Annotated in this window: 13 protein-coding genes; 4 read left to right on the forward strand and 9 right to left on the reverse strand. The window is 49.7% G+C overall.

The annotated features are described in order from the left end of the window. Positions 1–156 precede the first annotated feature (156 nt). Positions 157–2,073, forward strand: a complete 1,917-nt coding sequence (locus BCF53_RS07260; protein WP_165901836.1) for a VacB/RNase II family 3'-5' exoribonuclease — start codon at positions 157–159, stop codon at positions 2,071–2,073. A gap of 31 nt (positions 2,074–2,104) precedes the next feature. Here the strand turns inward: BCF53_RS07260 and BCF53_RS07265 are convergent, their stop codons facing one another. Further along, a complete protein-coding gene (locus BCF53_RS07265; RefSeq protein WP_207902672.1) occupies positions 2,105–3,040 on the reverse strand; it encodes a metal ABC transporter substrate-binding protein in 936 nt (311 codons plus the stop codon). Positions 3,041–3,155: 115 nt separating this feature from the next. Between BCF53_RS07265 and BCF53_RS07270 the strand changes: the two genes are divergently transcribed. Beyond that, complete coding sequence (locus BCF53_RS07270) at positions 3,156–3,623, forward strand: Fur family transcriptional regulator (protein WP_132700977.1); 468 nt, start codon at positions 3,156–3,158, stop codon at positions 3,621–3,623. A 2-nt stretch (positions 3,624–3,625) separates the two neighbouring features. Here BCF53_RS07270 and galE read toward each other — a convergent pair whose 3' ends face one another. The 8 genes from galE to BCF53_RS07310 form a co-directional block, all read right to left on the reverse strand. Next, positions 3,626–4,642 (reverse strand): UDP-glucose 4-epimerase GalE, encoded by a 1,017-nt coding sequence (galE, locus tag BCF53_RS07275; RefSeq protein ID WP_132700979.1) that lies wholly within the window; start codon positions 4,640–4,642, stop codon positions 3,626–3,628. 161 nt (positions 4,643–4,803) lie between these two features. Then, entirely contained in the window at positions 4,804–5,160 is a 357-nt protein-coding gene (gene rplT / locus BCF53_RS07280) for a 50S ribosomal protein L20 (RefSeq protein WP_132700980.1), read from the reverse strand. A 26-nt stretch (positions 5,161–5,186) separates the two neighbouring features. Continuing rightward, positions 5,187–5,381, reverse strand: coding sequence for a 50S ribosomal protein L35 (gene rpmI / locus BCF53_RS07285; protein WP_132700982.1), 195 nt, complete (start codon positions 5,379–5,381; stop codon positions 5,187–5,189). 181 nt (positions 5,382–5,562) lie between these two features. Beyond that, entirely contained in the window at positions 5,563–6,105 is a 543-nt protein-coding gene (gene infC / locus BCF53_RS07290; RefSeq protein ID WP_132700983.1) for a translation initiation factor IF-3, read from the reverse strand. 12 nt (positions 6,106–6,117) lie between these two features. Beyond that, complete coding sequence (gene thrS, locus BCF53_RS07295) at positions 6,118–8,037, reverse strand: threonine--tRNA ligase (protein ID WP_132700984.1); 1,920 nt, start codon at positions 8,035–8,037, stop codon at positions 6,118–6,120. A 216-nt stretch (positions 8,038–8,253) separates the two neighbouring features. Next, a complete protein-coding gene (locus tag BCF53_RS07300; RefSeq protein WP_243645792.1) occupies positions 8,254–8,883 on the reverse strand; it encodes a cytochrome b/b6 domain-containing protein in 630 nt (209 codons plus the stop codon). Between the two features lies 1 nt (position 8,884). Further along, on the reverse strand, positions 8,885–10,459 hold the full coding sequence (locus BCF53_RS07305; RefSeq protein WP_132700987.1) for a tetrathionate reductase family octaheme c-type cytochrome: 1,575 nt from the start codon (positions 10,457–10,459) through the stop codon (positions 8,885–8,887). 4 nt (positions 10,460–10,463) lie between these two features. Continuing rightward, positions 10,464–11,558: a cytochrome c3 family protein gene (locus BCF53_RS07310; protein ID WP_132700989.1), complete on the reverse strand. Its 1,095-nt coding sequence runs from the start codon at positions 11,556–11,558 to the stop codon at positions 10,464–10,466. A 570-nt stretch (positions 11,559–12,128) separates the two neighbouring features. On the opposite strand from BCF53_RS07310, the gene BCF53_RS07315 reads away from it, so the two are divergent. Together BCF53_RS07315 and BCF53_RS07320 are read left to right on the forward strand one after the other, a co-directional pair. After that, positions 12,129–12,518 (forward strand): VOC family protein, encoded by a 390-nt coding sequence (locus BCF53_RS07315; RefSeq protein ID WP_132700990.1) that lies wholly within the window; start codon positions 12,129–12,131, stop codon positions 12,516–12,518. Between the two features lie 117 nt (positions 12,519–12,635). Continuing rightward, entirely contained in the window at positions 12,636–13,133 is a 498-nt protein-coding gene (locus BCF53_RS07320) for a GNAT family N-acetyltransferase (RefSeq protein ID WP_132700992.1), read from the forward strand. The last annotated feature ends 12 nt before the right edge of the window (positions 13,134–13,145 follow it).

The raw sequence follows: 13,145 nt of genomic DNA on the forward strand, positions 1-13,145 counted from the left end.
TCGGACTTCTGCCATACCGGGGCCTGCGGGTTAATAATTGAATTTCTGAGACGGAAGTATAAAGCGATACTGACCGCAAATCTGCCGCTAAACATTTCTCGTCACGGCAGGATGCGTATAATGTGCCGCTCTTGTAAAATTGATCTGGTACCCGCAATGCTCGATGCAAAGTCTCTCGCTGTCTTACAGACACTGAAAACCGAAATCAAAGCCAGTAAAGAAATCTTTAATGGCATAGTAAAAGGCACGGGCAAATCCTTTGGTTTTGTCGTCAGTGATCAGGGCGAGGAACACTTTCTGCCACCGGATCAGATGAGTAAAGTCTTTCCCGGCGACAGAGTCACCTACACCGTTACAGAACAGAACGATGGAAAAACCCGCGCTGAACTGGAATCTCTGGTGTCGTCTGACTTCAAAGAATTCACCGGCGTTTATGTCGTACGCGGCAAAGCCCAGGGTGTAGAACCGTTCAGCGATAAATTCTCCGGCTGGCTGTTTGTACCACCCAAGCAGACCGGCGGTGCAGCCAGTAACAGCCTGGTCACCGCCCGTGTTACCCGCCACCCGTGGGCCAGTGGCAAGGCGCAGGCCGAAGTGGTCACTGTTCTCGGTGATGTAAAGAACAACCGCTCCTGGTACAGCGTTGCGCTGAATGAATACGGCATACCCGAAACCTTCACAGAGCAGGAGCTGCAAGCTGCCGAGCAAACCGCCGCCGAAAATCCTTACGATTACAGCAGCTATAACGACCTGACAGAACTGCCGTTTTTAACCATCGATGCCACCACGACCCGCGATATCGACGACGCCCTGTACGCCGAAGCCACCGAAAACGGCTGGCACCTGTGGATCGCTATTGCGGATGCGGCAAGCTTTATCAGCAGCGGTTCCATTCTCGACAAAGCCGCGCTGCAACGCCTGAACACCACGTACCTGCCCGGCCTGGTTTTGCCCATGGTGCCGCAAAAGCTCTCCAACGAAGCGATGTCGCTGGTAGAGAACGAGGTGCGCCCGGCTGTCGTGTTTAAAATGGCACTGACTAAAGATGGCAGCATCACCCGTTTTGAGCCTTCGCTGGCGAAGGTTAAAAATCACGCCAAACTGAACTATGCCGAGGTCAGCGAATGGCTGGATACCGGTGCAGAGCTGCCTGAAAACGCCAGAGCGCTGAGTACAGTATTCGATGCAACCCGTGCATTGGCGCAGTGGCGCAGGGCCAACTCCAACCCGCCGCTGGACCGTGCAGACTTCCGCATCCGCGTTGATGAGCAGTTCAACGTGAGTGAAATCGAAAAAGAACTGCGCAACAGCGCGCGTGATTTAGTCGAAGAAGCCATGGTCGCCACCAACTATCAGGTTGCGTTGTGGCTGAAGGATTCGGCAGCGCCGTTTATGACCCATGCCGGCTTTAAGGCCGACCGCGAAACCGAACTGAAGGGATTACTGCGCGAGTTCGCTCCTGCGGTTTCCGAGCTCGATGGCGCTAATCTGGAACAATTCATTCAGATTATGAAGGTCGCCAATGAAACAACCGGCTTCCCTTTGGCCAGCGTACTGCAAAAGCGCTTCGACCGCGGTCAATGGCAAACACAGGCGGCACCGCACTTCGGCCTTGGCCTGCCCTGCTACACCAATGCTACCTCTCCAATCCGCAAATACAGCGACTTGGTCATTCACCGGATCATCAAAGCCAAGCTGCAAAATGAAGAGTTCAACGCTGACAATGATCTGGTCGAACAACTGAATGAAAGAGGCAGTGCCTCGCGCTTTGTCAGCCAAAACATTGAAAACCGCCTGCGCTATCAGTGGCTTGCCAAGAACAAGGCTGCGGAATTCGATGGCACCATTGCGCACATCAATGCCAGTGGGCTGAGCATTGAGCTAAATGACAACGGTGCCCGTGGCTTTATTGATCTGCGCAAGAAGAAGGATCAGTTCAGTTATGACCCACTGCGTATGCTGCTGAAGTTTGAAGATCATCAATTCCAGCTGGGCATGCAGCTAAAGGTTAAAATCAGCCAGATCGGTGATGATTTTATGAACCTGGTAATTGTAGAGCCCAGCGAAAGCTGAGGGCTCTGTTTAGCAGCGGATTGGGACGGCACTAGTCTTGCGACAGTGCCTGCACCAACGTTGTGACGTTATGACGCATCATATCGAGATAGGTTGGTGCGGGGCCGTTTTCATCCGAAAGCGCTCCGGAATAAAGCGTGCCGCCAATGGTGGCACCGGTTTCCTGAGCAATCTGCTTCATTAACCGGTCATCCGAAATATTCTCCAGAAATACTGCCGCGATATTCTGCTCGCGGATTTGCCGGATCAGCATAGCGACATCACGGGCAGACGCCTCCGACTCGGTGCTGACATTCTGCGGTGAAATAAACTCCAGGCCGTACGCCTCACCCAAATAAGAAAACGCATCATGCGATGTAATCACGCGCCGATTGTTTTCCGGCAAGCTTGATATCATCTGCTTTAACTCCACATCCAACTGCTCTGCCTGCTCAGTAAAACTCGCTAAGCGCTGCTGGAAATAGGCCTGGTGTTCAGGAACTGCTTTCTTCAAGCCATCGGCAATCGCCGTTGCGTAGGCGATGCCGTTATCAAGGCTGTGCCAGGCATGAGGATCGTCGTCATGGTTATGCCCGCCCAACTCAAAGTGATCGCCCTCTTCTGACTCGTCTTCATCGTGATGGATCACTGTCAGGCCATCGGTTACCACGATCTTCTGCCCCTGAAAACCGGAGGACTGCACCAGTCGTTCCAGCCAGCCTTCAAAGCCCAGGCCATTCATCACCAGGATATCGGCATGCACTACCTTTCTGGCATCCGCCGGACGCGCCCGGTAAACGTGAGTATCGCTGTTGATACCGACGATTGAGGACACCTCAACATACTCGCCACCAATCTCTTCGGCGATGTCTGCCAACACCGTAAAGCTGGCGACCAGCTCGATCTTTTTTTCTGTATTATCTGCATTGGCTGCGCCTGCTGTCAGGGCAAAAACCAGCAAAAATACCCGGGATATAATCTCTAACACTCGATTACTCATAAGCTAATAACATTGATCAATGAAAAAGGCCGGAAATGATATACCATATCATTATCGGTGAGAAATCATCATGAAGTTGTAGCAGGCACACAGGAGATTCATCATGCTATTGCAGTCAGCACTTTCCCGCGCAGAACAAGCCTCTGAACGTGCCGAAATATCATTAACCTCTAAACGCAAAAACGTACTGGCACTGCTAATGGCGGCCGAGCGCCCGGTTTCTGCCTATGAGCTGGCGGATCTCTACCGCGAGGGGTTTGAACAATCCGTGCCCCCAATGTCAATCTACCGCATGCTCGATTTTCTGACCGAAAACAACCTGGCCCACAAACTGAACTCAGAAAACAAGTTCATCAGCTGCGCACATGCCACCTGTGAGCATTCGCACGGTGCGCCGCAGTTTCTAATCTGTGAGCAGTGCCATAAGGTCAAGGAAGCCGCGATCGACAAAAGTATTTTTATTGAGCTGGAAAAGGCCGTGGAAAAAGCGGGTTTCGTTTTAACCAACCCGCAATTGGAACTGAAGTGCCTGTGCAACGAATGCGCACAGGCAGGAAAGCAGACCGATTAATATCAGGCCGGGTCGTACCCATTCGGGTTTTGGCTCTGCCAACGCCAGGAATCTGCCATCATTTCTTCCAGGCCACGCTCAGCCTTCCAATTCAACTCTGCCTCGGCAAAAGTCGGGTCTGCATAACAGCAGGCAATATCACCCGGGCGGCGAGTCGTAATCTTATATGGAATAGGTCGGTCGGCGGCCTTTTCAAATGCCTTCACCATATCCAGAACACTGTAACCCTGACCGGTTCCCAGGTTGTAAGCTACGCAACCCTCCTGAACGCGGGTTTTCTCCAGCGCTTTCAGGTGGCCAATGGCCAGGTCGACAACGTGCAGGTAATCGCGAACACCGGTGCCATCAGGGGTATCGTAGTCATCACCAAATACCGAAAGGAATTCGCGCTGACCAATCGCCACCTGGGAAATATAAGGCACCAGATTGTTCGGTATACCATTGGGTTGCTCGCCGATGCGGCCGCTGGAATGCGCGCCTGCCGGGTTAAAGTATCGCAGCAGTGCGATCTTCCAGCGAGAATCGGACGCCGCCAGATCACGGCAGATATCCTCTACCATCAACTTGGTACGGCCATAGGGGTTGGTGACGCTGAGCGGGAAGGTTTCGACAATGGGGACAGTGTGCGGATCGCCGTAAACCGTTGCCGAAGAACTGAATACAAAATTAAAAACACCCGCATCTTTCATCGCCTGCAGCAAAGTAACGGTACCGGAGACGTTGTTTTCGAAGTAGTCGAGCGGAATTTGAGTGCTCTCACCCACGGCTTTTAAACCGGCAAAATGCACCACCGATTCAATATCATTTTTGCTGAAAATTTGATCAAGCAGGGCGCGATCGCGAATATCACCCTCGATAACCCTGAGTGTGCGACCGGTAATATCCATAACCCTGTTGAGAGACTCTTTAGAGCTATTCACATAGTTATCTAAAACCAGTACATCCTGCTCATCCTGAAGTAACTCCAAACAGGTATGGCTGCCTATGTAGCCTGCTCCACCAGTAACCAGAACTGTCATACATTGCTCCCTTTTATTCAGAGCTAACATGATAGGGTTGAAAACGTTTTCAACGCAAATGAATTTTTAAAGCCAACTGGCAGAGTCACGTTAAAATAAACCGACAGCCCAAAAAAAACCCGCCGAAGCGGGTTTTTATAAAGCTTGAAAAGCGCCAGGTATTAAGCCAGAGCAGCTTTTGCTTGCTCAGCGATAGCTGCAAATACAGCTTTATCGTGAACAGCGATATCAGCCAGAACCTTACGGTCAATTTCAACTTCGGCTTTTTTCAGGCCGTTGATGAACTTGCTGTAAGAAAGACCATTAACGCGAGCTTCAGCATTGATACGAGCGATCCACAGAGCGCGGAACTGACGTTTACGCTGACGACGGTCACGGTAAGCGTATTGACCCGCTTTGATGACTGCCTGTTTAGCTACGCGGAATACTCGTGAACGAGCTCCGTAGTAACCTTTAGCTTGCTTTAATACTTTCTTGTGACGACGACGAGCGATTACACCGCGTTTTACACGTGCCATTATTTAGTCTCCTTAAGATTCAGCGATTAGATGTAAGGCAGCATGCGCTTAATAAGCGGCTTATCTGCATCAGCAATTTGCAAGGTGCTTCGTAGTTGACGAATACGCTTGCTGCTTTTCTTAGTGAGAATGTGGCTACGGAAAGACTGCTTGTGTTTGAAGCCGTTCGCCGTACGCTTGAAACGCTTTTTAGCGCCAGAGTTACTTTTCATTTTTGGCATTTTCAATCTCCTGATTTACTTCAATTACCGCGTTGCGTTCGTACTGCAGGGGTTCGTTCTTAGAACCAACCTCGAAGCTGACGGTTGCCTTAAAATTAAAAAACGACCATTCAATGAATAGCCGCTTGTGAAACCGAAAGTTTCCCTTCGGGTTTAGCCAGAAGGAGCTCTTCTGACTAAATTACTTCTTCTTGACCGGCGCAAGCACCATAGTGAGCTGCCGACCTTCCATCTTAGGGCGCTGTTCAACAGTGCCGTAATCTTCCAGGTCGGTCTCTACGCGCTTCAGCAGTTCCATACCCAATTCCTGGTGCGCCATTTCACGTCCGCGGAATCGAAGCGTGACTTTCGCTTTGTTGCCTTCTTCAAGAAAACGAGTCAGGTTACGCAACTTAACGTTGTAGTCACCAATGTCAGTGTTCGGGCGGAATTTAATTTCCTTAACCTGAACCTGTGCCTGTTTCTTACGGGCTGCAACTTTCTGCTTTTTCTCTTCGTAGAGTTTTTTACCCAAGTCCATTATTTTGGCAACGATCGGGTCAGCATTCGAGATCTGAACCAGATCTAACCCAGATTCCTGAGCTTTAGCAATTGCTTCTGAAAGAGGAACAATCCCTAACTGCTCACCGTCTGCCGCAATTAAACGGACTTCGTTGGCATCAATCTGCTCATTGATAACATGGCGGCTGTCATTTTTAGCCTGTCTAGCGTTGCGTTTTATAATCTGATCTCCGTATTAGTTTGTGCGACCTTTGCGTGCAATATCGGCACTCAATAGTTCGCTGAATTCAGCCAACGGCATAACACCTAAGTCTTTACCATCGCGGGTTCTTACCGCCACAGTGCCGTTTTCGACCTCTTTATCGCCAATAACCAGCAAATAAGGGATGCGCTGAATCGTGTGCTCGCGGATTTTAAAGCCGATCTTCTCATTTCTCAAGTCGGCTTTGGCCCTAAAGCCCTGATTTTCCAGATTTTCGGTGATTTTTTGCACTGTTTCTGACTGAGCATCGGTAATGTTACAAATCATTACCTGAGTCGGCGCTAACCAGGCAGGCATTGCACCGGCGTACTGCTCAATCAGAATACCGATAAAGCGCTCAAAACTGCCAACAATGGCACGGTGCAACATCACCGGCACCTTACGCTCACCCTGCTCATCAACAAACTGAGCATCCAATCGGCCAGGCATCGAGAAATCGACCTGAATGGTACCGCACTGCCACAGACGGCCAATGCTGTCTTTCAGAGTAAACTCAATTTTAGGGCCGTAGAAGGCACCTTCACCCGGAAGAATATCCCATGGCTTGCCAGTGGCGTTCAGGGCGTCTTCCAGCGCCTTTTCTGAACGATCCCAGTCGTCGTCAGAACCAACACGCTTCTCAGGGCGTGTAGACAGCTTAAGGATGAAGTCGTCATAGCCGAAGTCGTAATAAACTTCTTCCAGCATCTTAATGAAGCTGGCGACTTCATCCTGAATTTGCTCTTCCGTACAGAAGATGTGCGCATCGTCCTGAACAAAGCCACGCACGCGCATAATACCGTGCAGTGCACCGGAAGCTTCATTACGGTGACAGGAACCAAACTCAGCTAAACGCAGCGGTAAGTCACGGTAGCTTTTAAGACCCTGGTTAAATACCTGAATATGACACGGACAGTTCATCGGCTTAACGGCGTTATCGCGCGATTCACTGTGTGTTGTGAACATGTCGTCGGCAAATTTATCCCAGTGACCGGATCTCTCCCACAGTGAGCGGTCGACAATCATAGGGGTTTTGATTTCCTGGTAGCCATGCTTACGTTGCTTCTCGCGCATGTACTGCTCAACAATCTGGTAAATGGTCCAGCCATTCGCATGCCAGAACACCATACCCGGTGCTTCTTCCTGCAAGTGGAACAGATCCAGCTTCTTGGCGATCTTGCGGTGATCGCGCTTGGCGGCTTCTTCCAGGAAGTTCAGGTGCGCTTTCAGTTGCTTTTTATCGGCCCAGGCGGTGCCGTAAATACGCTGCAGCTGAGTGTTGCTGCTGTCACCACGCCAGTATGCGCCGGATACACGCATCAGCTTAAAGTGCTGGCAGAACTTCATATTCGGCACATGCGGACCACGGCACATGTCGACATACTCTTCGTGGATGTACAGTGCCGGCGTTTCGTCTTTCGCGATGTTCTCGTTCAGAATTTCCAGCTTATAGGATTCGCCACGCGCTTCGAACGCATCGAAAGCGTCTTGCCAGCTACCTACCTTTTTAACCACATCGTAATTGGTTTTTGCCAATTCCATCATGCGCTTTTCCAGCGCAACCAGGTCTTCTTCGGTCAGGCGATGTTCCATTTCAACATCGTAATAGAAGCCGTTCTCGATGGTCGGACCAATGGCCATTTTCGCATCCGGATACAGCTGCTTCAGTGCATGGCCGATCAGGTGGGCGCACGAGTGACGGATGATTTCCAGACCGTCTTCGTCTTTTGGCGTGATAATTTCGATGTTGGCGTCTTCGGTCACCCTATCGCAGGCATCGGCACGCTCACCATTAATGCGACCGGCAAGCGTATTGCGCGCTAAACCCGGGCCGATATCTTCAGCAATTTGCATAATGGAAACAGGTTGGTCGAATTCGCGTTTGGAACCATCAGGTAAAGTAATAACTGGCATGTTGCTCTCCTTCAGTGGTGACCTCTACCAAAGGCCACATGGGGATACATTTATAGATGTAAGAAAATATTTGGACGATGGCTGCGCCGTCTACCTTTACCAAAGGACCGCACGGACACAGCGCCAGCGCTGCAACAGCGCTGGGCGGGGGATAATAACAACATGTCAGCTACAGAACAACGTGAGCCGGGCACGGCAGACCGTTGAGCTACGAGCTCAGTTTTTGATGGATTCCTCTTCAGACACCTCTTCCCAGCCAGTAATCATAGAGCGGGTGTGCTGACCAACGGTCTTACCGGTAGTGATGAGATACAGGTGAGCGACCAGAAAGATTAATACCAGAAATGCCGCCACTGTATGGATTAAGGCAATCTCTGAAAGCCCCAGCCCCAGGCTCTGCAGCCAGGAGTCGGCAAGCTCGTTATAGAACAAGTAACCTAAGCCGCTAATCCAGACCAACGGCAGAAGAAAGGCAGACACACCAAGATAAGCAAGGCGCTGTAACGGATTGTGCTTAGCCTGCTCAGTGGCATGAAACGGCTTTTCAGCGCCGGAAAAAATACCCACAAGGTAATATTGCACCTGAGGAATTACGCCTTTCATCGAGGGTAAATAGTGTCGAAACTCCCCGGTCGTAAAGTGCCAGAATATAGATAGCACCCACAGTACCATCAAAATCCAGGCACTGGTTGAATGGATATCGACCGCTTTTGCAAATCCAAACAACGAATACAAACCATGAATCTCAAAGCCGGTAAGCATCATTAAAATAATAAGTACCGCCTGAGACCAGTGCCAAATGCGCTCAAAACGCTTAAACAGATAAATTCGCTTCGCTTCACTCACGCTACTTCCTCCTGTACGAGAAGATGATGCGCAAAAATCCATGCAGCAATACACCTATAAGGGTTATCAACGCTATGCCTAAACCAACCTTGGTCAGCCAGCCCGGTTGATTGGTGCCCGGAGTGTAAAGACCTGCTATGCCTGCCATAGCACTTGGCGCGGTGTGGCAGTCGTTACAATTCAGTGCCATTTCTGCCGGTGCAACGGTGTGATTAATGACCCGGCTCATAACCGTTGAGGTAAAGCCATATTCACCGGAAAACTCCATGCCCACAGCATCTGCTCCAGCCTGCAGCGAATCTACCCACTGATAGCCATTCCAGAAGGCTGTTCTGTCGCTGCCAGCTAAATGAATAGGCAACAGCTGATTGGTGGCGGTATCGTAAGGCAGCTGCGATTCAAACTGATGGAACGGATAAATCTTAGACTTTCCATCTTCCGCACTGCCCTGCGGAGAATTAATTTCATTCAATTGGGCAGGGTCGACACTCATACCAACCCCCTGATAATTCATTTCACCATTAAACCAACGGTATACCGGAGTCAGATCTTCGCCATAGCTCATATCGCCTTTCTGGCTGCTGTAAGTCACCCTTCCTTCATCATCGTAATGGATAAGCGGCTTCTGTTTACGAGCCAGCTTACCGGCGGTAGACCAATCCCAGCTGGTTTTGGTAGCAATGCCGTTTCGCGCATAAGTTGGGATGTGGCAGGTTTCGCAGGCAATGGTATCGGTATGCTCGTTCAGCCGCTCATCTTTCATAGGAGCCAGGCCATGACAGGAAACACAGGTCGCCTGCGGGCCTTTTAAGGCGCTCACATGGCCGTCGTCTGTTGGGCCGGCAAAAGAATAAAGACTTCCTGCCATCTTGTGATCGACTGTCTGGTGACAATCTGAACAACTCAGATTTGCACCCTCTGCGCTCATATGAACGTCCATCTCGAAGGTTGCGTTAATGAGCGCGCTATCAAGATCTCCATGCTTTGCGCCGTCGGCACCACCATCGAAAAAGTGACAGCTGCCGCAGCTGGCCACACTGGTTTCACCGACCATTTGCGCCATTTCAGCAAGAGAGAAGTTTTTAAAGCGGTAGCCTTCTTCGTCTACCTGATTCTTCAATGCTTTAGCGCCATCATCGTGACACATGGTGCACTCAGCGCCATCCTGATGGAAACGGCTGAAAAAGTATTCACCGCTGGTATCGTGACAGGCCAAACAATCAACCGCCGCAGGCTCTATCCCCCCGGTCAGGTTTTTCGGAAGGCCGTAACCTATATGGCAACTGCCGCAAGCGTTGGAGTTAGAAGCGACATTCGGATGATAGTTGTTGATAACGTCCAACTTGCCATCCCACTGCCAGTGGATAGTATCGTGCAGCTCGCTTTCGCTTAAGTTATGGCAGCCAACACAGGCTGTGTTTATATCTTCAATTGAATCGAACGGGCCTTGCAGCTCTTCATACAATGAGTGGTCTGAAGACATAGAGGCAGAGTTGGCAAACCCTGCCGTCAATAATGCAAGGCAAACCCCGGCAAACCCTTTCAGCACAGATATTTGCATTCCGAATAAATTCATATATTTACTCCGGCCGTGCAGTGGAAGGTACCGAAACCTGCTCACCCAAGTCCTGGATACTGTCGTTTAACAACTGAATAACATACTGCGGGTTATGCACAAACGCGCCGTGATCTTTAGTGGCAACCTGATAGTTGTACGCCGCTTTCAACAACCGCGGAGTCCAGCTGGAGTAGCCATTAGAGCGCGCCATTTCATCGCCATCTGCTGTGCCATTTCCATTCTTATCGTTAAAGAAGTATGGATACCCATTCCCGTAGGCAATTGAAGAGCCGGCTACATCGGTCGCGTAGGTTGTTATTGCTGAGAACAGCGATTCACGCAGACCTTCAATCTCGTACTTAATGCCTTCCTGCTCATCACCATCACCATCAAAGTCACCTTCCGTGCTTCTTATAGCGGCAATATCTTCAAACTCAGTAACACCCTGGTGGCAATCGGTACACAGCTGAACCCTCACTTCTGTAGAGTGCGGGCTATGACAATCGTTGCACTGCGTTGCGTAATCATCATGGTAGAAAAATTCCATGTACGATTTGCCATCGTATTCAAAGCCGCCGCCGGCTTCGGCACCGAAACGGCTAACTGCTGCGGTCGCATAATGAACATTCAGGAAGTGCAGATCAGAACTGACTTGATCGTCTGGTACACCAGCCTCTTCAATGGCCGCTCTGACACTATTGCCAGACTCGCGGCCACTGTGACAATTCATGCAACGGGCATCGGCCTCTTCGCGTACAACTGTCTTGCCGGAAGGGAAAGTCACCTCGGTTAAATGCATAGCGACCTGGTTGTGACAAGCCACACACTGCACGCCTTCTTCAATAGGAGTAGATGATTCAACCACCCAGGCTTCAGAGCCATCGGCACCTAAAAAGTCTAAACGCCCCGTTGTCGAGTGACAGGCAGCGCAGCTTTTAGGAACCTCACCATCTTCATTCCAGTGAGCAAACGGCTCACCGGTAAAATCCCCATGAGGCGAATTTACCCAGACGTGATAAAAAGGAATGTCTACGTCTTTATCCTGAGCAAAAGCAGAAGCCAGTACGAAGGTTGTTAAAAAACAAAGTAAGAACGTTTTGCCGCTGAACTTCATCATCTGCACTCCTGATTTTGGTCGATAAACCGATAGAGATAATTACGTAAGTTTAACGTTTTATGGCAAAAACTTTGAAAACCTTAACTGATACAGATCATCCTCCCAAAAAGTATATAACCAAATTAAATAGGTAATTTTATTACCTGTAATTATTTTAATCACAACTGAGAGGTTTCACTGCATTAATAAGATCGACACTCAAATGCAAACATTTACCATTCAGACAAATACCGCGCTTGGGTGATACCTCAACAACCACAGTCACCATGAGGCATGGTAGTTCTTTTTTGACTGGCGGGGCTTTGGAGCAAAACTGAAAGAAAGAGCTCTTGTACGGTGGGAAGTCTTTCAAAACAGAGCCTCAGGACGTTAACCTGTTTGACTCTATGTACGAAGAGCCAACCGCCGACTCATATGACCTATTGGTGGAGCATTAAAGAGAAATAGCTACAGTAATTAAAGGCCTGTTGATGCCGTACTTTGAAAGCACATAAGCACTGAAACACCCTGTAAATTTCACTGATGAGATAACCCCAGACATTGCTTAACCCAACCCCGGAGAACGCTGAAATGGATAGAAATGCCGTATGCTGGTTTGAAATCTATGTAGACGATATGCCACGCGCTAAAGCCTTTTATGAGTCTGTCTTTAACCTGAAACTGACTCGCCTGGACACCCCCGAACAATCAAAAGATTTTCCGCAACCTGAAATGTGGGCCTTTCCCATGGGTGACCGACCCGGCTCCAGCGGCGCAATCTGCAAGATGGCGGGCGTTAGCGCAGGTGGCAACAGCACTTTGGTGTACTTTGATTGCGATGACTGTTCGGTTGAGGAATCGAGAGTGGGGAGTGCTGGTGGCAAAGTCGTCGTTTCTAAAATGGCCATTGGAGAGAGTGGATTCATTTCCATAGCGCAGGATACAGAAGGCAATTCTATTGGCTTTCATTCTATGAAGTAGATATTCACTGAGAGCTGTAAATTTCGGCATCGGGTCGGTATAACTGCAGATGACAGTCGTCAGACTCAGGTTTTCTGGCACAAATTTAGAGATACGTATTAAAGGGAACAATTGAAGATGGTAATCAAGGTAAGAAGGGCCGAACCTGCCGATGCTCAGGCAATTAAAGAAATTTACGAACACCCCAACGCCTACAGCGGTACTTTGCAGCTTCCCCACCCTTCCGTTGAGCTGTGGGAAAAACGCATATCGAATGTTCCGGACAATGTATATTCCTACGTAGCTATGCTAGATGACCAGATAGTGGGTAATTTAGGCATGGAGGTATGCGTAAACCCCAGACGGCGTCATGTCGCGTCATTCGGCATGGGCGTAAGGGACGATGCGGCGGGCAAAGGCGTAGGCAGTGCCCTGCTGAAAACAGCAATTGATCTGGCCGATAACTGGCTGAATTTAAAGCGCTTAGAGATCACAGCCTATACCGATAATGAGCGGGCGATTTGCCTGTACAAAAAATTCGGATTTATCGTAGAGGGCGAGTCTGAAGCCTTTGCCTTTCGAAATGGTAAGTACGTGTCGGCTTACCATATGGCTCGCATAGTAAAAGATGCTTAGCGGCGCATGAGT

This window comes from Reinekea marinisedimentorum, from assembly GCF_004341165.1.
In the GTDB taxonomy this organism is placed as follows: Bacteria; Pseudomonadota; Gammaproteobacteria; order Pseudomonadales; family Natronospirillaceae; genus Reinekea; species Reinekea marinisedimentorum.

What these genes read in the sequence shown, in the direction of transcription:
- BCF53_RS07270 (WP_132700977.1), top strand. Translation starts at nt 3,156, where the DNA reads ATGCTATTGCAGTCAGCACTTTCCCGCGCAGAACAAGCCTCTGAACGT.
- BCF53_RS07305 (WP_132700987.1), bottom strand. Translation starts at nt 10,459, where the DNA reads ATGAATTTATTCGGAATGCAAATATCTGTGCTGAAAGGGTTTGCCGGG.
- BCF53_RS07310 (WP_132700989.1), bottom strand. Translation starts at nt 11,558, where the DNA reads ATGATGAAGTTCAGCGGCAAAACGTTCTTACTTTGTTTTTTAACAACC.
- BCF53_RS07260 (WP_165901836.1), top strand. Translation starts at nt 157, where the DNA reads ATGCTCGATGCAAAGTCTCTCGCTGTCTTACAGACACTGAAAACCGAA.
- BCF53_RS07320 (WP_132700992.1), top strand. Translation starts at nt 12,636, where the DNA reads ATGGTAATCAAGGTAAGAAGGGCCGAACCTGCCGATGCTCAGGCAATT.
- thrS (WP_132700984.1), bottom strand. Translation starts at nt 8,037, where the DNA reads ATGCCAGTTATTACTTTACCTGATGGTTCCAAACGCGAATTCGACCAA.
- galE (WP_132700979.1), bottom strand. Translation starts at nt 4,642, where the DNA reads ATGACAGTTCTGGTTACTGGTGGAGCAGGCTACATAGGCAGCCATACC.
- rplT (WP_132700980.1), bottom strand. Translation starts at nt 5,160, where the DNA reads ATGGCACGTGTAAAACGCGGTGTAATCGCTCGTCGTCGTCACAAGAAA.
- rpmI (WP_132700982.1), bottom strand. Translation starts at nt 5,381, where the DNA reads ATGCCAAAAATGAAAAGTAACTCTGGCGCTAAAAAGCGTTTCAAGCGT.
- BCF53_RS07315 (WP_132700990.1), top strand. Translation starts at nt 12,129, where the DNA reads ATGGATAGAAATGCCGTATGCTGGTTTGAAATCTATGTAGACGATATG.